The organism is Halovenus carboxidivorans (assembly GCF_009831575.1).
GTDB classification, from domain to species: Archaea; Halobacteriota; Halobacteria; order Halobacteriales; family Haloarculaceae; genus Halovenus; species Halovenus carboxidivorans.
On the sequence record NZ_WUUT01000009.1, the window covers coordinates 1 to 18,845 of the forward strand.

The window sequence follows — 18,845 nt, forward strand, 5'->3', positions numbered from 1 at the left end:
GGTCATCCGAAAAATGGGGAGTCTGACGCATAATAGTTTCGCATTTGCACGTGCTTGTTGGGCTTCCCGGAACTCACTTTTTGGTTTACAAAGAAAATATTTTCTAAAACCGCGGAATCGGGCGGTACAGCCACCGGAAAAACCGTGTGAAACTCTCTCTAACACCGCTCTACGCAGGAATTTGTGCTCCGTCCGTAGCGCGGTAAGCGAGAGCCCGATAGAAATCGGATCACACCGACGCGGCGGGAGGGTCGACAGCCACGCGGTGGGATGGGTACTCACGCGGTGGACTCGAGACGGGAATCTGTCCGCAGGGGAATTTCTCCCGTGCCGCAGAACCCCCTCGCAGTTTCCAGCCAGAGTCGGTCACATGAACTCGCCGAGGCCTTTCTGCTCCTGACCGGATTTGACCTCCTCCCAGGAGACGCCGAGCGCTTCGAGGATGCGCTCGATCGGCCCCTTCAGCGTCTTGTCGAGCATCTTCTCCCAGTCGATCTCGAACTCCTCGGGGAGTTGATCGGCGTACTCGAAACAGATCACGTCGGGGTTGCGCTTGAACTCTCCGTACAGCGGATCCTCGCTGACGCTGAGCCCCTCTTCGTCCTCGATTCGCTCGAAGAAGTCGGCGTGTACCCGGTCGAGATAGACGCGTTTCGGCTTCGATCCGCGGTCGAAGTTCGTCCCGAGCAGGAGGTTCGCGTACTTCGCGCCGCGGACCTGCGCGGTGTCGGTGTCGTAGTTGTCGAGTCGCTTTCCGATGCCGCCCGGGATACCGATCTCCTCGGGGCTGACCTCGCCGTTCTGGAACTCCTCGATCACCTCGGTGACGTAGCGTTTGATCGACTCGATGTCCTCGCCGGTCACGATTCGGTCGATCACCTCCTTCTGGACCTCCTTTGTGATCGGCGCGATGTCCGAGCGCTGGTGCTCGAAGCCCGTGATGTCGATATCGTCGACATCCTTGCCCTCCTTCCAGACGATGTGTCCGGCGTAGCGTTTCTTCTTGCCGGCCTGGAAGAAGCGCCGGTAGAGCTTCTCGAACTCGATCTCGAAGCGGTGTTCGGCTGCGTTCAGTTCCTCAGCGGCGAACTCGTCGTACGACTCGTTGATCTCCCCCTCTAGCTCGAACGACTGCTCGATTGCCTCCTCCTTCGAGACACCGCCGCCGAGTTCGATCATCACCGAGTCGGTGTCACCGTAGACCAGTTCCAGATCGAGACCGTCCGTGATCTCCTCGGTGAAGTCGATCACCTCTCGGCCGGTCGCAGTCACCGCGGCCCCCATCTCTCGGTCGTACAGCCGGAACCGATCCCATCCCAAAACCCCGTATAGAGAGTTCATTATGACCTTCACGGCCGCCTGCTGGCGGTCGTACTGGTCGTACTCGGGTTCCTCGGGGTCGTGTTCGTCGCGGAGGGCTTTCTTCTGCTCGCGCTCTTCGAGCAGTTCGTCGACCATCTCGCGGATCGCACCGTCGGGTTCCTTGCGGAACCGGGTGCCGTTCGGTGCGCGGAAGGTCTCGCCGTCGTACTCCTCTGGGTCGACTTTCGTCTCCGGCGAGGCGTTGATCGTCACCATGCACATCGGATAGAGACTCTTCAGGTCGAGCACGCTGACGTTCTCTCTGACGCCTGAAATGGGGTCGAACACGGCCCCGCCCTCGTACTCCTCGCTCTCCTGTTGGCCCTTCGAGGGCAGCGCGTACTGGTCGTGGAGTTTGTGGAGGACGTACATGTCCACCGCGTCGCCGGGCGTGGTCGCGTCTTCGATCTTACAGCCGACGAACTGTCGGACCTCGTTCCAGAAGGCGATGATCTCCTGGTCGCGGTCGAGTTCGACACAGAGCTCCACGTCCCGGAGGTTGTACTCCAGCAGTCGCTCGGGGTCGTTCTCCCAGAGGTCACCGATATCGCCGGGGTAGCGCTCCTTGCCGATCCCGAGTTCGCGCTGCCCGACATCTTCCAGCCGGTAGGAGTCGAGTTCGGTGAACTTCGTCCGCTGGTAGGCGTACAGGAGGTCGAACATCACCCGGCCTTTCACGTCCGGCCCCTGCCAGTCGCTGCGCCAGACCTCGTTCACCCGCGAGAGGCGGTTGAGATCCAGGTCGTGGTCCGTCTCGTCGTCCAGAACGTCGAGTCGGTCCAACAGATACGGCGCGTCGAAGTCGGTGAAGTTCCACCCCGTCGCCAGGTCGGGTTCGGTCTCCTCGAAGTAATTCAGGAAGGCGTCGAGCATCGCCTCCTCGGTCTCGAACGAGCGGATGTCGTACTCGAGTTGGCGGGTGGCACCGCCGTCGACGTCGATCGGCTCGTAGTCGGGTATCTCCTCGGGAGGCTGTTCGCCCTCGGGCGGATCGAACAGCCAGAGGACGTACTCGTCGGTGTAGGAGTCGTGACTGGCGATACAGATGATCGGTTCCTCGCCGTCCTCGGGGAATCCCGAGCGGTCGTCGACCTCGATGTCGAAGGTGTTGACCCGGGGGCGGGCATCGACATCGACCGGTTCGACCTCGTCGTGGTGGACGCGGACGGTGCGCGCGTCGTTGGCCGTCCCCCCGCTCTCGACGTCGCGGGCGGGAATGCTGATCCCGCTGGTGATGTCCTTGTCGATCAGAAACCGGTTCGGGAAGAGAATGTCCGCCTCGTAGTGATCGAAGTCGTCGCGGATCTGGCCCACGTCCCGCGGGGTCTGGCCGAAGATTTTCGTGAGTCGCTCCCCCCGGATCGACTCGTACGGGTCGCCGTCTTCGTCGGTCTCCTCCCAGTCGGTGATCCGGTCGTACTCCCGGAGGCGGCTCTCGGTGACGTTGTCCGTCGGCGCGTAGAAGTACGGTTTGAACTCGAAGACCTTGGCGTGGACGAGTTCCTCTTCGCTCGTCCGGCCGAAGACGTGGATGATCGGATACTCGTCGTCACCCCGCCCTTCGACCGTGTAATCGACCTGCATGACGGCAATTTCGAGCGTCTCCTCGACGGCGGGAAAGAGCTGTTCGCTGGTATCGACTTCGGCGGCGTTGGTCGCGCCGCTGGAGCCAGCGACGGCGCGCGCCTCGGCGGCGGGGCGGTCGCCGTCCTCGTCGGCGTCCTCGAAGGCTCCGAGGTCGGTCTGGGACATACTACCCATAAGTGCGTGCCCGGGTAAAAACATCCGCGGTCCGTCCTCCCGGCCGGTCGTCGTCACCGGGTTCCCGTCACCTTTAACCGAACACTTACCGATTTCAACAGCATGGACGTTCGCGCGGAGGCGACGACGATATACCGCGAGACGCTTCCGATTCTCGTCGTCTCTCTCGGCGGCGGCCTGTTTTCCGGCCTCGTTCTCGAAGGACTGCTCGACAGCGTCGCGGAGTTTCCGGGTCTGCTCGTGATGGTGCCGGTCTTTCTGGCGACCCGCGGGAACGTCTACGGGGCTCTCGGGGGTCGGATCGCCAGCGGCCTCCACCAGGGGCTGATCGAACCCCGACTCCAGTACGACGAGCGGCTGGTGAACGCCGCGGTCGCCTCCTTCGTCAACGGGACCGGTATCTCCGTCGTGATCGGCGTCATCACGTGGCTGGTGCTGACGCTGCTGCCGAACTGGGAGCCGGCGATGCTCGTCGAACTGGTCGGGATCATGTTCGTCGCGGGCGTACTGACATCGCTTCTCATGATCGTCGGGATGCTCGTGCTCATCTTCGCCGGCTTCAAGTACGGTTACGATCCCGACAATCTGGTCGGCCCCATCGTGACGACGCTCGGTGATATCTTCGGGATGGTCTTTCTGGTACTGTCGGTCTGGCTGGTCGGGGTGGTCCTCTGATGAGCGCACGCGGCGATTCGCTCGGCAGTTGGAGGTGGACCCGGATCGTCCGCACGATGTTCCCCCTGTTGGTCGTCCTCTCGGTGATCGTGCTCTGGGCGGGTCTCACCCTCGAAGGCGCACGGTCGTTGCTCGAAGAATTTGGCATCCTCGCGATCATGGTGCCGACGATGGTCGGGACCGGCGGCAATCTCGGTGCGACGCTGAGTTCGCGTCTCTCGACGCGGTTTCACCTCGGGACGACGACGCTCGATCCCCGCGACCGGGTGCTGTGGGCCAACGTACTCGCGATTCTCGCGTTAGCGGCGTCGATCTTTGCCGCCCTGGCGGTCGGTGCGTATCTGCTCGGACTCGTCGTCGGGTCGACGCTGTCCTTTCCGACGCTGTTTCTCATCTCGATGGTCAGCGGGATGTCCGTCGCCGTCGTCGCAATCGTGTTCAGTTTCGCCGCGACCTACCTCTCCTATCGCGCCGGAATCGATCCCGACGACACCACGATCCCCATCGTGACCAACGTCGTCGACGTGTTCGGGATGCTCATCTTTATCGGTGTCTCCACGCTGGTGTTGACCTGAGTCAGGCGGCCGTTTCGAGCAGTTGTTCCGTCGCGTTCCACGTCCCGCGGACGATCAACACGTCTCCGGCCGCGACCGTCTCCTCGCCGTCGGGGTAGAAGATCCACTCCCCGTCGGCCTCGTGGATCGCGATGATCGAGACCCCCGGTGTCTCGTCGAGAATCGTCCCGACGGTCCGGCCCGCCAGCGAACTGTTCGGCCCGAGTTCGGCCCGCCGAACCGCAACGTCGCTCTCCCGGACCGACTCGGCGATCACCGGGTGGGTGTCGATATCGCGGAGGATCCCCTCGGTGATCTCCAGCGCGGCGTCGCTGATCAGTTCGCTGCTGCTCGCCAGCCGGAGCAGTCCCCGTAACGACACCGGGTCGTCGACGTCAGCCGCGGCCTGCAACGCCCACGCTTCGAGCCGAGAGTGGAGGCTGTCGACTTCGACTTCGAGGGAGTTCACCTCCTCGGCGAGTTCCTGGTCGTCGAACAGCACGCTCGCGTATGCGAGGTCGACCGCGAGTTCGCTGACGTTTTTCATCAGGACAATCGTATCGACTGCCCGTTCGAGGTTCCCGAACTCCGCCTCCGTCGCTTCGGGCTGTTCGTATCGCTCCGTAGTGATCCGCTGGTACACCTCGGCAACGCTGTCCTCGTCTCCCCGCAACAGCAGGCTGTCGCCGACGTCCAGCCGACTCTCGCTGTCCGGATCCAGTTCCCAGCCGTTCTCGCCCCGGATCCCGATCACCCGGACGCCGGTCTCCGTTTCGAGGTTGATCTCCCCGAGCGTCTTTGCGGCGTAGATCGAGTCCTCGTCCACCGTGGCCCGTTCCAGCACCTCGATGGCCTCCGGCAGGGCCGTCTGGATCGACCCCGGCAAGGTCTCCTCGCCGAGAACGAGACCGGCGATATCGCCGGCAGCGTCGCTGATCTTCTCGGCCGCACCGATGATCCCCAGCACCGGCGCGAGTTGGCGGGCGTCGTCGGGGTTGCGAGTCGCCATCAACATGTTCATCCGCGCCTGCAACTGGAGGAGATCCATCTGTTGTTCCAGTTGCAGTACCTCCTCGGCCAGATTCTCGCTGTTGTGCAACAGCGCGGAGTACGCCAGGTCGACGATCAGCTCTGAGCTGTCTTTCATCGCGCTCAGAAGATCCTTGACGCCGATGGGCTCGTAGGTTACCGTCTCCGAGTCGGCGTCGGCACCGAAAGCGTCCATGGATGGCCGTACTCGGTTCACCCGCTTGGTTCTATCGGCTGGTCGAGGAGTCCGACCCGGCCGCCCTACTGCTCGGCCGCGGCCGCCGAGCAGACCTCGGTCCACCGGCCCTGGTCTTCGAGGTGAGCCTGTAGCTCGGCCGCGTAGGCCTCGACGAGTTCGGTCGCGGCCGCCAGTTCGTCCGCGTCGACGCCGCTCCCGTTGGCGTCGCTGCTGTCGAAGCCGAGAACGCTCTTCAGCGAGTCGATGACACCGCCGCTGTCTCCGCCGCCACCGGGTCGAGCCATCCCCTGCGGGAGGTTCTCAAGCTCCGGCATGATCTGTTCGAGGTTCTCCGTGTTGGCCGTCAGCGTCGCCTCGCTCGGCGTCTCCGGACGGTCGATGTCGAGCTCGACGGCCGTCATAATCAGTCCCCACTCCTGGTTCGAGAACTGCGAATCGATCACCTGCTCGTTGAACTCCTGATCGACCCGCATGCGAGCGCCTGCGAGTTTGTCTCGCCAGCCGTTGCTCATACTCGTAGTTGGGGAAAACGGCTCAAATGGGTTCCGGCTGCTCGGTCGTCAGAAGTCCACGCCGTCCTCGACGCTGATCTCCGCCTGTAACTCCTCGCGTAGCGCCGCGTGGACGTGACAGATTCCCTCCGCTCGCTCGACGATATCGCTCACCGAATCCCCGAGTGACTCCTCGACGTGCAGGTCGAAAGAGACGTACTCCAGGTCGTCGTCCTCGTCGAGGTCCGCGCCGACATCGACCTCGATCTGGCCGATATCGTCGAATCCCTCCTTGTTCGCGCCGACGCGGAAGGCCGGGATGAAACAGGAGGCGTAGGTCGCGACCAGCGCCTGGTTCGGACTCGGTCCCTGCTCTTCGGTCGCGTCGACGCCCAGTTCCCACTCGCCGATGAGGTTCGTCGTTGCGTACCCTTCTTCACTGATGCTCGTGACTTCGATGTCAGGCATAGATGGAGCTACGACCGCCCGGGTGAAAACAGTACGTGTCTATGCAGCCCGAGCGGCTGCGGACGACACGGGCGCCGACCAGTCAGTACTCGAAGCTCTCGTCGCCGTCGAGGATCACGGCCTCCGCTCCGGGCGCGTTGCCGTCGACCGCCCGCACGAAGTCGTCGGTGTCGATCTCGATCGGCGGGAACGAGTCGTAGTGCATCGGCATCGCGTACTCGACATCGACCCAATCGGCCGCGATGCCGGCCTGTAGCGGCCCCATGGTGAAGTGATCGCCGGCGGGCAGCGCCGCCACGTCGGGTTCGAGGTACGGACCGATGACGTCTTTCATCTCGGACATCAGTGCCGTATCCCCGGCGTGATAGAAGGTCTCGGACTCCTCGTCGGCGACTTTCGTCGGGTTCGTGTCCGAGACGACGAAGCCGGCGGGCATTCCGCCGGTGTTCTGGTAGTCAGTGTCCAGTCCGTTCGTGTGGTCCGCCCGGACCATCGTCACGAAGGCATCGCCCAGTTCGATGGTGCCGCCGATGTTGAATCCGGTCGTGTCGTCCTCGTCGACCCCGTACTCCGCGGCGACGTAGCCGGCCAACTCCGGCGTCGTCGCGACAGTCGCGTCGTCGAATTCACCGACGTGGGCGATGTGGTCGGCGTGACCGTGCGTGAGCAGGACGTACTCCGGGTCGAGTTCCCCCGGCGAGACGTCCGTCTTCGGATTGTCGAAGAAGGGGTCGATCAGAAGCGATGTCTCTCCGAGTTCGACGCCCCATGTCGAGTGACCGTACCAGGTAAGTTCCATTGCGATTGGTGTTTCGCTCACCGGACACTTATAAATAGTCCAACCGGCGAACCTGTGTTGCTTCGGGCTACGAGCGGTCTGAGAGCGGGCTGATCGTACCCGCGTGGGATTTATTTCGCTTCCGACCAAAATGAGAGTTATGCCAGAGAAGCGGCAGTCCAGGCGGAGGTTTCTCACCGCGTCCGGAGTGGCCCTCACGGCCGCGCTCGCCGGTTGTACGTTGAACCCACCACAGGGCTCCGGACAGGAATCCTCGAACAATTCGGGGTTCCCCGACGACCCGGTTACCCCTCAAACACAGGAGGAAATCCCCGCTTCGTCCCAGTTCAGCGAGGTCTATCAGGAGACCATCGACTCCGTTGCCGCCGTCAGGGCCACCGGAGCGAGTTCCTCCTCCGGAGGGACTGCCTGGGTGTACGACGACTCACACCTCGTCACGAACGCCCACGTCGTCCGGGACGCGACAGAGATCTACCTGCGGTTCCGCCAGTCCGGCTGGCTCCAGGCTGAACTCGTCGGCTCCGACGGCCACAGCGACCTCGCCGTCCTCCAAGCGGACCTGCCCGACTCGGCGACGCCGCTCGAACTCACAGACCAGCCTCACCCCGTCGGCACGCGGGTCGCGGCGCTGGGCAACCCGTTCGGACTGACCGGGTCGTTCACCACCGGCATCATCAGCGGGCGAAACCGGACCATTTCGATCCCGAACAGCCGGTTCTCGACGCCGGACGGGATCCAGACCGACGCCGCGGTCAACCCCGGCAACAGCGGCGGCCCGCTGATCACCCTCGACGGAGTCGTCGTCGGCGTCGTCAACGCCACGCAGGGGGACAACGTCGGGTTCGCAATCTCCGCGGCCATGGTCCGGCGAGTCGTCCCCGAGCTCATCGAGACCGGCAACTACGACCACTCGTATCTGGGGATCGCACTGTCGGATGTCACGCCGGCGCTGATCGAGGCCAACGACTTCGGCAACTACACCTTCGGCGTCTACGTCAACGGGACCGCCCCCGACGGCCCCAGCGACGGGATCCTGCAGGGATCGGAGACGACGACGACCATCCGCGGCCGCGAGGTGGAGGTCGGCGGCGATCTCATCGTTCGGATGGGCGAGTGGACGATCCAGAACCGCGAGCGACTGTCGGCGTATCTCGCGCTCGAGACCCGACCCGGAGACACGGTCGATATCGAAGTCGTCCGCGACGGCGAAACCCGGACGGTACAGGTGACCCTCGGCACCCGTCCGGAGCTGTAATCACGCGGGGTCGAGTCGCGGGAGTTCGACCGTGAGCGTCGTCCCCCCGTCCGTCTCACTGGCCGAGAGCTGTCCGCCGAGTTCGCTCGCGAGAATGTCGGCGTGTGCCAGACGCATCCGACTACCGTGGAGCAGCGCCGCCGATTCGTCGCGGTTGAGAAAACCCCGTTCGCCCTCTGTCAGAGCCTCGCGCTCGTCGGTGATCGAGACCGCGATCCGCCTGTTGACTGCCGCGTCGACGGCGACCGCCGGCCGCTCGCTGTCGCTGTGTTCGATCGCGTGATCGATCAACTCTCCGAAGATCGTCCGGGTGATATCCGGGACGGAGACTGACGGGAGTTCCTCCTCGAGCGTGATCGACGCCTCCGGATGCTCCTGTTCGAGGTCGTCGTAGAGGCCGTGCAGCATCGCATCGAGCGCGACCGGAGCGGGCGACTCGACGCGGCGGAGATCGTTGTTGATCCGCTCGGCCTGGTCGCTGAGACGGATCAGTTCCTCCGTCGCATCGATCAGCCTGTCGGAGAAGTCCTCGTCGCCGACGGGGTTGTCCTGATCGGCGACGAGTTGTTCGCCCACCGCGTAGATCACGTTCAGTTTGTTCCGGAGGGTGTGCCGCATGATCCGGTGCAGCACGCTGAGATGCTGTTCGCGCTGTTTGAGCGCCGTGATATCGATTGCCGAGACGATGATCGAACTGACATCGCCGCCCTCCCTGAGCGGATGGGCGTACAGTTCGACCTCGACGAGCGAGCCGTCTCGGCCCTGGTGTGTGGTTTCGAGTCCGACAATCCGTTCCCCAGATAACACCCGCTCCATGAACGCCTCTCGTGTCGACGGCTCCGTGAACAGCGGATACTGCTCGCCGGTGACCGTCGCCCCCTCCCACCCGAAGGTCGTCGTCGCCGCGCGGTTCCACCGCTCGATCGTTCCGTCGGCGTCGAGAACCATCATCGGAACCGGAGAGGCCTCGAAGAGGGCTTCGAGGCGGGCGATCGTCGTTCGAAGGGTCTGCTCGCGCTCGATCCGTTCGCTGATCTCCCGTAGCTGACAGAACAGAAAGGACTCCCCACCGTCGTAGATACGCTCGATACTGAGTTCGACCGGCCGACGCTCACCGGCCAGCGTCTCGATTCTGATCGGCGCGCCGTCGTCGAACCGGTCGAGTCGCTCCCCGGGTGGCTCCTCGATCAACCCCGTGAACGCCGCCCGGTCGTTGTCGGGACAGCAGTCCCCCCAGCGTTGGCCGAGGAGGGCTTCCGTCCGGCAGTCGAACAGGTCCCCCGCGGCCTCGTTGAGCTCGGTGATTCGTGAGTCCTCGTCGACCAACAGCACCGGATCGGGAATGCTCTCCAGAATCGTCTCCAGTGGCACATACGCGGTCTCCGTCGTCCCCGCCGTGTGCCGATCATCCATCGCTAGCGTGTCCTGCTCGCGTGTACTTAAATTATTCCGCGAGTATCAACGACGAGATTCGATCGCGCCGGGGAGTTCGGAGTTCTCAGTACCCCACCTCCGCCAGGTCGTGGGACGGACCTGTTGCTAATTGGTGTCGTGATAATCAGCGCCGCTACTACGGAGTCAGAAGTACGTCGCCGTCAGATGTCGCTCTCGAAGTCTTCGAGGCTGTAGGCTGGCTCGGCGCCCCGGCGGTCGAGCGTCTCGTTGGCCAGCAGCCAGTAGACCACCGACAGCGCCTTTCGGCCCTTGTTGTTCGTCGGAACGACCAGATCGACGTTGCTGGTCGTGTTGTTGGAGTCGCACATCGCGATCACGGGGATACCGACGGTGATGGCCTCCTTGACGGCCTGGGAGTCACCGATGGGGTCCGTGACGACGATGACATCGGGTTCGATGTAGCCTTCGTACTGCGGGTTAGTCAGCGTGCCCGGGATGAACCGGCCGGTCCGCGCTCGCGCGCCGACCGCATCGGCGAACTTCTCGGCGGGGAACCGACCGTACTGTCGCGAGGATGCGACGAGGATCTGTTCGGGATCGTAGTTAGCCAGGAAGTCCGCCGCCGTCCGGATCCGACTGTCGGTCATCGACACGTCGAGGACGTACAGGCCGTCGGTCCGGACGCGGTGGATGAACCGCTGCATGTCCTTGGTGTTCTGCTGGGTGCCGATGTGGACACCGGCACCGAGATAATCCTCGACGGGAATCAGGAGGTCGGCCTCCTCGTCGGACATGACATCCTCGTCGAGTTCCGGTCCGTCGTCTGCTTCGGCCGCGGCTTCCTCGGCCGCGGCGGGCTGTTCGGCTTCGTCGGTAGTCTCGGCGTCCTCGTCGGCTGCGACTGGCTCCTCACCGGCGGGGTCGACATCCGACTCGGTTGCGTCGAGACCTTCGTTATCGTTTCCGCTCATACGTTGTGTTCGATTCTGATTAGTTCGTTCAGTTTTGCCGTTCGCTCGCCACCGACGGCCCCCGTCTTGATGAACGGGGCACTCGTCGCCGTGGCCAGGTGTGCGATCGTCGTGTCCTCCGTCTCGCCGCTACGGTGGGAGACGACTGCATCGTAGCCGCTCTCGGTCGCCAGTTCGATGGCGTCGACGGTGTCGGAGAGGGTGCCGATCTGGTTAGGTTTGATAAGGATGCTGTTCGCCGCACCCTGCTCGATCCCCTCCTCCAGACGGTCGACGCTCGTGACGAACAGATCGTCACCGCAGATCAGCGTATCCGTGCTGATCCGGTCGGTCAGTTCCGCGAATCCGGCGAAGTCCTCTTCGTCGAGAGGATCCTCGACGTAGACGAGGTCGTACTCCTCGATCAACTCTGCGACGTATTCGATCTGCTCGTCGCGGCTCCGGTCGCCGTCGATGTACTGGTAGACACCCTCGTCGCCGTCGTACAGCTCCGCCGCGGCCACGTCGAGACCGAACCGCATCTCGAAGCCGACTTCTTCCTCGACCGCGTCGACGGCTCCCTCGACGATCTCGAACGCCTCCGCGTCGGAGACCGACGGTGCCCACGCGCCCTCGTCGCCTTTCCCGCAGGCGTGACCGCGCTCTTCGAGGATGTCGGCCACCGCGGCGTGGGCGGCCGCGTTCGCGAAGACCGCGTCTTCGACGGAGGGAGCACCGACAGGCGCGACCAGAAACTCCTGGATGTCCGTCGCGTCGGCAGCGTGTTCGCCGCCGCCGAGGACGTTCCCGAGCGGCGTCGGGAGTTCGTCGCCCCGGAAGGTACCACCGAGATGCTGGAACAGCGGCGCACCCAGCACGTCCGCGGCGGCCTTCGCGGCGGCCATCGAGATCGCGACGGCCGCGTTCGCACCGATGCCGGAGAAGTCGTCCGTCCCGTCTGCGGCGTGCAAGGCGGCGTCGACCGAGCGCTGGTCGCCGGCGTACACCTCACCGACCAGCCGCGGGACCGCCTGCTCGCGGGCGTTGGCGATTGCCTCGCTGACGGGCAGTTCGATGGCCTCGTGCTCGCCCGTGCTCGCTCCGGAGGGGGCCTTCGCGCGGCCGAATCCACCGCTTTCGGTGTGGACGTCGGCCTCGACGGTCGGGTTCCCCCGCGAGTCGAGCACGCGCCGCAGTCCGACCTCGGTGATGAGCGTCACGCCTGTTCACCCCGGCGGACAGTGAACGGGAGGACGCCGGCGTCGTACTCTTCGGCCGCGATCAGGATCGGTTCGGTCTGCTCGGTGTCGATCAACACCGGCGCACCGTAGGCTACCTGCAGTGCTCGCGCACCGATGATCCGCGCCCGTTCGTAGCGGTTGTCTATCCGTGGCATGTTATTGATACGGCGCGACGATATCGACGAGGTCTTTGTGCGAGACGAGCATCCGCCGACAGCAGTGTCGTTCGACACCGAGTTCGTCGAGTACCTCGGCCGGGTCTTCGGGATCCTCGGCCTCGCGGGTCCGATGTTTGAACTCCTCCCAGTGTTCGCCGACCACGTTACCGCATGTGAAACACCGGACTGGTACCATCATGGATGATCACCGATAGGATTTCTGGTAGCGCGCCCGGGCACCCGGACCGCCCCACTTTTTGGCTTCGCTCTGTCGAACGTCGTTGACCAAAAGCGACCGGTCGAACTCCATGTACGCGTCCCGCAACTCTGCGTCGTTCGTGTGCTGGACCAGTCCGCGTGCGATGGCCGTCCGGGCGGCGTCTGCCTGGCCCATGACGCCGCCACCTTCGACGCTGACGTCGATGTCCACGTTCTCACGCAGGTCGTCGTCGGTGATGCGGAACGGCTCCAGAATCTTCAACTGTGCCATCTCCGGGTCGACGAGTTCGACGGGCTGGGAGTCGATCCGTACCTTCCCAGAGCCGTCACGGATCGTCGCCCGTGCGATTGCCGTCTTCTTTTTGCCTGATGTGTTCGTTACCATGTGACGTTTGCTCCGAGGTATTCGCTGATCTCCCCGAGGGAGACGAATTTGATGTTCGACAGCCGATCCAGTGAGGTGCCGTCGAGCACTTCCGGTTCGTGCTCGTCGTCCTCGTACGGGTTGCCGAGATAGACGCGCACGTTTTCGAGCGCCTCCCGACCGCGCGGCTTCTTGTGCGGCACCATCCCGCGGATGGAGCGTTTGAAGATCCGGTCGGGCTGTTTCGGGTACGCCGGCCCCTGATCCGAGCCGACCTCTCGCCGCTGCTCGAACTTCTCGAGAATCTGGTTCTCTCGGCCGGTGATCACCGCTCGCTCGGCGTTGACGACGGCGACCGTCTCGCCGTCCAGCGCACGCTCTGCGACGTGCGAGGCGACACGGCCGAGGATACAGTCGCGTGCATCCACGACGAGGTCGGCCTCGATTGCGCTGACGCTCATCGGATCACCCGTACGTTCGATCCGTCCTGATGCTGTTCGAGTGCCTCTTCGAGTTTCATGGTATCGCCAACCTGTTCGATCTTCGTCTGCGCTGTTCCGGAAAAGTCCACTGCGGCGACGGTGACGTCCTTCTGCAGGACACCGCTGCCGAGGACCTTCCCGGGCACCACGACCGTCTCGCCAGCCTGGGCGTACCGCTCGATGCGGCCCAGGTTGACTTCCGCGTGAGTGCTCCGGGGTTTCTCCAGTCGGTCGGCGACGTCTTGCCAGACGTCGCCCTCGGAGTTCCGGGCAGCCGACTTCAGATCGGCGATGAGACTGTTTAGTCTCGGGTTCGTCTTACTCATGACCTACCTCCTGATGAAAAATGCAGGGAGCAGGATTTGAACCTGCGGACCCCTACGGGACAGCGCCCTGAACGCTGCGCCGTTGGCCAGACTTGGCTATCCCTGCACGCATGCTGTGTTGGTGGCTGCCCCCCAAAACCGCTTTCGGTTTCAGCGCCGCCGCTCTCCGGCGACGCTTGCCGTCGGGTGGGGGACAGTGCCGTCATAGCTGGATCGATTCTTTGAGTTCCGTCGCGCGGTCTTCGATCGTTCCGATCGCCTCGACGACGAGTTCGTCCACGCTGAACGAGCCATCCGTCTCGACGTCGAAGACGAACGCGCCGTCGATATCCGTCACTTCTACGTCCTTGCCGGGGTACCGGTTCGTCAGGTCGTGCTCGAAGGCCTCGGTCGGGACGAGCTGACCGTTTTCCGGCTCGTAGCCGCCCGTCTCGACGGCCGCGTCGGCGGCCTGCTCCTCGATCACGCCCCGGAGAATCTCCGGCTCCTCGTCGTCGAACTCGCCGGCGTCACCGACGACCTCGACGGCCTGGAGATGTCGGTACGAGACTGCCACGCCGCCCTGGTGTTTGGCGTGTTCCTTCCCGACATCGAGCACGGCGTCGGCTTCGAGTTCCAGCCGCTGCTCCTCCTTGAGGTCGATGATCGGGATGTTCTCGTCTGCCGGCTGGACCAGTTCGTCGCTGGAGACCAGATCGCCCGAGTAGGCGGTCTCCGGCCCCTCGACGTCCAGCGAGAGCGTGACCTCGTCGCCGCGCTCGAACTCGCCGGGTGGCGTCGTCAGGGGGACGAGCCCCAGGCGAAGCCCGATCTGCTCGTCGAACATCACGCTCGAGTTCTCGATGAACCGGACGGTGTCGATGCTGAAGGTGGGCACGTCCGCGATCATCGCCCGCCGGATGCCGTTTGCGAACGCGGGCGTGATCGGGCGGACGACGAACCGCGCCGAACGCTCCGACCGGTCGACGAACTGGACCTCGTAATCCTCCATGTGTTAGAACCCGGCGTTTTTCGGACCGCGTGTTCCGTCGTGGGGGATCGGGGTCACGTCCTCGATCCGACCGATCTCCAGCCCTGCTCGGGCCAGCGCCCGGATCGTCGCCTGCGCGCCCGGCCCGGGGTTTGTCTGCTGGTTCCCGCCGGGGCCGCGAACGCGGACGTGGACGCCGTCGATCCCCTGTGCCTGTACGTCCTCTGCGATCTCTTCGGCCATCTGCATCGCCGCGTACGGCGAGGCCTCGTCGCGGTTCTGTTTGACGACCGTCCCGCCGCTGGATTTCGCAATCGTCTCGGCGCCGGTCTGGTCGGTGATCGTGATGATCGTGTTGTTGAACGATGCGTGCACGTGGGCAATGCCCCATGTCTCGTCTTCTGCCATGTTATTGTTCCTCCGCTCGTTCGGGGTGGAGTTCGTCCGTCAGCGGCGAGTTCTCGTCGAACTCGACGGTGTCTTCCTCGCTGACCTCGACCTTGTACGAGGGCACTCGGACCTGGCTCCCGTCGACGGTGATGTGACCGTGAGAGATGAACTGACGGGCCTGCTCCGGCGTGTTGGCGTATCCCTTCCGGTAGACGACCGTCTGGAGTCGCCGTTCGAGGATGTCCGTCACGTCGAGCGCAAGCACGTCGTTGAGACCGTCTTCCTCCCCGAGCACACCGATGCGTTTGAGTCGGGTCAGGAACTCCTCGCCCTCGACGCTGGCGGCGGCGGCATCGCCGCCGGCCTCGCCGATCAGGCGTCGGGCCTCGCGGCGGAACTGTCGCAGTTCCGACTGGGCCTTCCAGAGTTCCTCTTTGTTCTTGAGCCCGTACTTGCCCGACAGCCCCATCTCCTCGGAGATCCGCTCGCCCTGATATGGGTGATTCGGCGTCTCGTAGAACTTCGTGTTCTGTCCAAGTGCCATGTTATTCCTCCTCGTCGCCGCCCTCGGCGGCTTCTTCCTTGATCGCTTCGACGTTGACCCCGATGGTCCCCTCGGTACGACCGGTGGACTTCGTCCGCTGGCCGCGGACCTTCTGTCCGCGCTTGTGTCGAACTCCCTTGTAGGAGTCGATCATCTTCATGCGGTTGATGTCCTGCCGGCGGGTGAGTTCGAGGTCGTTGCCGATCTCGTGGGTCGTCTCGCCGTCGAAGAAGTCGTTGCGGTGGTTCGCGAGCCACTCGGGGACTTCCTCTGCGAAACCTTCGACGTGGGATTTGATCTCCTCGATCTCCTCGTCTTCGAGCGCACCGAAGGTCGCTCGGCGGTCGATACCTGCCTTGTCGGCGATGATACGCGCTGATCGCCGTCCGATACCGTCGAGTTCGGTCAGCGACCGCTCGACTGACTTGGTGCCGTCGAGGTCGGCCTGACCGATGCGGACGAAGTAACGAATGTCCTCGTCTTCTTCCTCCGCGTCTGTGGGTTCTTCTGCACTCATGGATGGTGGGTGTTACACGTCGTGGCGGGGATTCGAACCCCGGAGGCATTACGCCACATGGTTAGCAACCATGCGCCTTGGGCCGCTTGGCTACCACGACACGTGTAGCTTGTATGTATTTCCGCCCATCGCTGGACTCGGGGTCCGACACCCCTACACGATTCTATCATGTCTTCCGACGCCGGCCTATTTAAACACAACGATCCCCCGACCGCCCGGGGACCGGTCACATACGACTCAGCGAGGGCCTGGAGTTGATCTGATGCACGACGAACACTTATAGGGTATGGCTACCGTGGGCGATACATGAACCTGCGGTCCGCAAGGAAACGGACGGCGATTGTGGCACTCTGTGGAGTACTTGTCTTGCTCGCGGGGTGCAATGGGTTGTCGGCGCTCGGTGACGACGGCGCCAGCGAGGGCGAGTCGGGAGACGGAGAGGGAGTAGCGACGCGGTTAGCGAACGTCTCGGAGACACACGCCCAGTATCTCCGGTCCGCTGGCAACGTCACAGTGACGCGGACAGTCCGGGTCAGCACCGAGGCGAGGGATCTCACCCAGACAACACGGTGGCGGATCGACTTCGAGTCCGGTCGAGTTTACAAGGCGATGGAACCGCTCGCCGGAACCCCCTCGGAGACGTTCCGGACGGCGAACGGGACGGTCTACGAGCGCCTCGGCAGCGGGACTGAGCAGTTTGTGCCGCCGGAACAGACGGACTCGCTGGCTCTCGAAGAAGCCGTGGGGCTGTCGACGGCGCTCGGTCCCACAGTCGACCGATACGAACGCCGCGGGACCCGAACGGTCAACGGCGTGGACGCGACGGTATACGTCGCGGACGAGATCGACGCCGCACCGCGAGCGTACCGCGAGAACCTGAGTAGCGCGGATGTCAGGCGCTATCGGAGCGTCGTCGTCGTTGCCCCCACTGGGTACGTCGTCAACGAGACGGCCGCGCTCACCGTCGATCTCGACGTCGGAACGAGACGCATCCGCGAGACGGTTCGGTTCAGCGATCCGGGCCGGACCACCGTCGAGCGGCCGGAGTGGGTAGACGAGGCGCGGAGACAGGCCAGACAGCCCGGTCCCGATGACGTGGTGACTCGCACCTACAACGCCACCGGGGACGGCGGCCTCGTCGAACTGAACGTGACCGCCGAGAAGGGCGAACTCGACCCGGCGGCGACCGTCGGCCCGCAGATCTCGGAGAACCCCATCTACAGGAACGACCTCCTGAACTCGGTCCGAGTCGGCAGTATCGCCCGGTACTACTTCCTGTTAGATACCGTCGAACGCGTGGAGGTTCGCATCCACTACGACCAGAGCCAGATCGCGGCCGAAAACGAGTCGAAACTGCGCGTCGCGGTCCGGAACGACACCGACGGCTGGTGGGATCTGTTGAACACGTCCGTCGACGAACGGCGAAATGTCGTGACAGCGACGATCACTGACCCCGAGGACCTGGAGAAGTATCAGGGGAAGACGATGATCGCGATGCGGTTCGAGACGTTCGTACAGCGACTCCGGGAGCGGTCTCGACGGTAAACAGCCGGCCGGGTGGGAAATCCGTGGGACACAATCCTTTTCTCCCGTTCGTAGCCTACAGGCAACCATGACAGCGACATCTCCCACGGCGGAAGACGTCCGTGATCGGCTCTCGACGGTCGTCGATCCCGACCTCGGCGAGGACATCGTCTCTCTGGATCTGGTCAACGCCGTCGACCTCGACCACGACGAGGAGATCATCTATCTCGATCTGACCCTCGGCGCTCCCTTCTCCCCCGGCGAGACGCAGATCGCCGACGACACCCGAGAGGCGCTTTCAGACCTCCCGTACGACCTCGAACTCTCGGCCTCCGTTGACCGCGGCCTCGACCCCGAAGACGAGATCCTCCCCCACGTCCAGAACATCATCGCCGTCGCCTCGGGCAAAGGCGGCGTCGGCAAGAGCACGGTCGCGGTGAATCTCGCGGCCGGCCTCGCGGACATGGGCGCACGCGTTGGATTGTTCGATGCCGACGTATACGGGCCGAACGTCCCCCGGATGGTCGACGCCGACGAACGACCCTCCGCGACCTCCGACGAACAGATCATCCCGCCCGAACAGTTCGGGATGAAACTGATGAGCATGGACTTTCTCGTGGGCGAGGACGACCCGGTCATCTGGCGCGGCCCGATGGTCCACAAGGTGCTCACCCAGTTGTGGGAAGACGTCGACTGGGGCTATCTCGATTACATGGTCGTCGACCTGCCGCCGGGCACCGGCGACACGCAACTGACAATGCTCCAGAGCGTCCCCGTCTCGGGGGCCGTCATCGTTACGACGCCGCAGGACGTGGCTATCGACGACGCCCGGAAGGGACTCGAAATGTTCGGCGAACACGAGACCCCCGTGCTCGGCATCGTCGAGAACATGTCCTCGTTCCACTGCCCGGACTGCGGCGGCCGTCACGACATCTTCGGCAGCGGCGGCGGCCGCGAGTTGGCCGACGACGTAGAACTGCCCTTCCTCGGAGAGATTCCGCTCGATCCGTCGATCCGCGAGGGCGGCGACGACGGCGAACCGATGGTGCTCGGTGAGGGCGAGACCAGCGAGAAGCTCAGAGAGTTCGCGCACACGACCGCGGACATGCAGGGAATCGTCCACCGCCGCCGAAAGAGCGGGCGATAGGAGAAGATCGGAGCACCGGAACCCA

Annotated in this window: 22 protein-coding genes and 2 tRNA genes; 5 read left to right on the top strand and 19 right to left on the bottom strand. The window is 64.0% G+C overall.

What is annotated here, in order from left to right:
* Positions 1-366: 366 nt before the first annotated feature.
* Positions 367-3,123 carry a DNA-directed DNA polymerase gene (locus tag GRX03_RS16100; RefSeq protein ID WP_159765454.1) on the bottom strand — a complete coding sequence of 919 codons (2,757 nt, stop codon included), beginning with the start codon at positions 3,121-3,123 and terminating at the stop codon, positions 367-369.
* Between the two features lie 102 nt (positions 3,124-3,225).
* Here GRX03_RS16100 and GRX03_RS16105 point away from each other — a divergent pair, with 102 nt between their 5' ends.
* A complete protein-coding gene (locus GRX03_RS16105) occupies positions 3,226-3,798 on the top strand; it encodes a magnesium transporter (RefSeq protein ID WP_159765456.1) in 573 nt (190 codons plus the stop codon).
* Positions 3,798-4,373: a magnesium transporter gene (locus GRX03_RS16110; RefSeq protein ID WP_159765458.1), complete on the top strand. Its 576-nt coding sequence runs from the start codon at positions 3,798-3,800 to the stop codon at positions 4,371-4,373. Before GRX03_RS16105 ends, GRX03_RS16110 begins: the two co-directional genes overlap by 1 nt.
* A 1-nt stretch (position 4,374) precedes the next feature.
* On the opposite strand, the gene GRX03_RS16115 is transcribed toward GRX03_RS16110, so the two are convergent.
* From GRX03_RS16115 to GRX03_RS16130, 4 genes are all read right to left on the bottom strand, one after another.
* Entirely contained in the window at positions 4,375-5,577 is a 1,203-nt protein-coding gene (locus tag GRX03_RS16115) for a potassium channel family protein (protein ID WP_159765460.1), read from the bottom strand.
* A gap of 65 nt (positions 5,578-5,642) precedes the next feature.
* Positions 5,643-6,092: a DUF5799 family protein gene (locus GRX03_RS16120; protein WP_159765462.1), complete on the bottom strand. Its 450-nt coding sequence runs from the start codon at positions 6,090-6,092 to the stop codon at positions 5,643-5,645.
* A gap of 48 nt (positions 6,093-6,140) precedes the next feature.
* A complete protein-coding gene (locus GRX03_RS16125) occupies positions 6,141-6,539 on the bottom strand; it encodes an OsmC family protein (protein WP_159765464.1) in 399 nt (132 codons plus the stop codon).
* A gap of 82 nt (positions 6,540-6,621) precedes the next feature.
* Positions 6,622-7,338, bottom strand: coding sequence for a metal-dependent hydrolase (locus GRX03_RS16130; RefSeq protein ID WP_159765466.1), 717 nt, complete (start codon positions 7,336-7,338; stop codon positions 6,622-6,624).
* 139 nt (positions 7,339-7,477) lie between these two features.
* Between GRX03_RS16130 and GRX03_RS16135 the strand changes: the two genes are divergently transcribed.
* On the top strand, positions 7,478-8,593 hold the full coding sequence (locus GRX03_RS16135; protein WP_159765468.1) for a S1C family serine protease: 1,116 nt from the start codon (positions 7,478-7,480) through the stop codon (positions 8,591-8,593).
* On the opposite strand, the gene GRX03_RS16140 is transcribed toward GRX03_RS16135, so the two are convergent.
* The 14 genes from GRX03_RS16140 to GRX03_RS16205 all read right to left on the bottom strand — a co-directional run bounded on the left by GRX03_RS16140 (position 8,594) and on the right by GRX03_RS16205 (position 16,249).
* Positions 8,594-10,006, bottom strand: coding sequence for a PAS domain S-box protein (locus GRX03_RS16140; protein ID WP_159765470.1), 1,413 nt, complete (start codon positions 10,004-10,006; stop codon positions 8,594-8,596).
* A gap of 182 nt (positions 10,007-10,188) precedes the next feature.
* The gene (gene rpsB / locus GRX03_RS16145) at positions 10,189-10,959 is read right to left on the bottom strand and encodes a 30S ribosomal protein S2 (protein ID WP_159765472.1); all 771 of its coding nucleotides are present in this window, start codon (positions 10,957-10,959) and stop codon (positions 10,189-10,191) included.
* Positions 10,956-12,158, bottom strand: a complete 1,203-nt coding sequence (gene eno, locus GRX03_RS16150; RefSeq protein WP_368278597.1) for a phosphopyruvate hydratase — start codon at positions 12,156-12,158, stop codon at positions 10,956-10,958. Before eno ends, rpsB begins: the two co-directional genes overlap by 4 nt.
* Complete coding sequence (locus tag GRX03_RS16155) at positions 12,155-12,334, bottom strand: DNA-directed RNA polymerase subunit K (protein ID WP_159765474.1); 180 nt, start codon at positions 12,332-12,334, stop codon at positions 12,155-12,157. Before GRX03_RS16155 ends, eno begins: the two co-directional genes overlap by 4 nt.
* Position 12,335: 1 nt before the next feature.
* Positions 12,336-12,536, bottom strand: coding sequence for a DNA-directed RNA polymerase subunit N (locus tag GRX03_RS16160; protein WP_159765476.1), 201 nt, complete (start codon positions 12,534-12,536; stop codon positions 12,336-12,338).
* 6 nt (positions 12,537-12,542) lie between these two features.
* Positions 12,543-12,941: a 30S ribosomal protein S9 gene (locus tag GRX03_RS16165; protein WP_159765478.1), complete on the bottom strand. Its 399-nt coding sequence runs from the start codon at positions 12,939-12,941 to the stop codon at positions 12,543-12,545.
* Positions 12,935-13,381, bottom strand: a complete 447-nt coding sequence (locus GRX03_RS16170; RefSeq protein ID WP_159765480.1) for a 50S ribosomal protein L13 — start codon at positions 13,379-13,381, stop codon at positions 12,935-12,937. Before GRX03_RS16170 ends, GRX03_RS16165 begins: the two co-directional genes overlap by 7 nt.
* Positions 13,378-13,728, bottom strand: a complete 351-nt coding sequence (locus GRX03_RS16175; protein WP_159765482.1) for a 50S ribosomal protein L18e — start codon at positions 13,726-13,728, stop codon at positions 13,378-13,380. Before GRX03_RS16175 ends, GRX03_RS16170 begins: the two co-directional genes overlap by 4 nt.
* A 21-nt stretch (positions 13,729-13,749) precedes the next feature.
* Positions 13,750-13,834, bottom strand: a tRNA-Leu gene (locus tag GRX03_RS16180).
* 96 nt (positions 13,835-13,930) lie between these two features.
* Positions 13,931-14,719 (bottom strand): DNA-directed RNA polymerase subunit D, encoded by a 789-nt coding sequence (locus GRX03_RS16185; protein WP_159765484.1) that lies wholly within the window; start codon positions 14,717-14,719, stop codon positions 13,931-13,933.
* A 3-nt stretch (positions 14,720-14,722) separates the two neighbouring features.
* A complete protein-coding gene (locus tag GRX03_RS16190; RefSeq protein ID WP_159765486.1) occupies positions 14,723-15,106 on the bottom strand; it encodes a 30S ribosomal protein S11 in 384 nt (127 codons plus the stop codon).
* A gap of 1 nt (position 15,107) precedes the next feature.
* Positions 15,108-15,632 (bottom strand): 30S ribosomal protein S4, encoded by a 525-nt coding sequence (locus GRX03_RS16195; protein WP_159765488.1) that lies wholly within the window; start codon positions 15,630-15,632, stop codon positions 15,108-15,110.
* A 1-nt stretch (position 15,633) separates the two neighbouring features.
* Positions 15,634-16,149, bottom strand: coding sequence for a 30S ribosomal protein S13 (locus GRX03_RS16200; RefSeq protein WP_159765490.1), 516 nt, complete (start codon positions 16,147-16,149; stop codon positions 15,634-15,636).
* A gap of 17 nt (positions 16,150-16,166) precedes the next feature.
* A tRNA-Ser gene (locus tag GRX03_RS16205) sits at positions 16,167-16,249 on the bottom strand.
* A 206-nt stretch (positions 16,250-16,455) separates the two neighbouring features.
* On the opposite strand from GRX03_RS16205, the gene GRX03_RS16210 reads away from it, so the two are divergent.
* Positions 16,456-17,694, top strand: a complete 1,239-nt coding sequence (locus tag GRX03_RS16210) for a DUF7537 family lipoprotein (RefSeq protein ID WP_159765492.1) — start codon at positions 16,456-16,458, stop codon at positions 17,692-17,694.
* A gap of 67 nt (positions 17,695-17,761) precedes the next feature.
* Positions 17,762-18,820, top strand: coding sequence for an Mrp/NBP35 family ATP-binding protein (locus GRX03_RS16215; protein ID WP_159765494.1), 1,059 nt, complete (start codon positions 17,762-17,764; stop codon positions 18,818-18,820).
* The last annotated feature ends 25 nt before the right edge of the window (positions 18,821-18,845 follow it).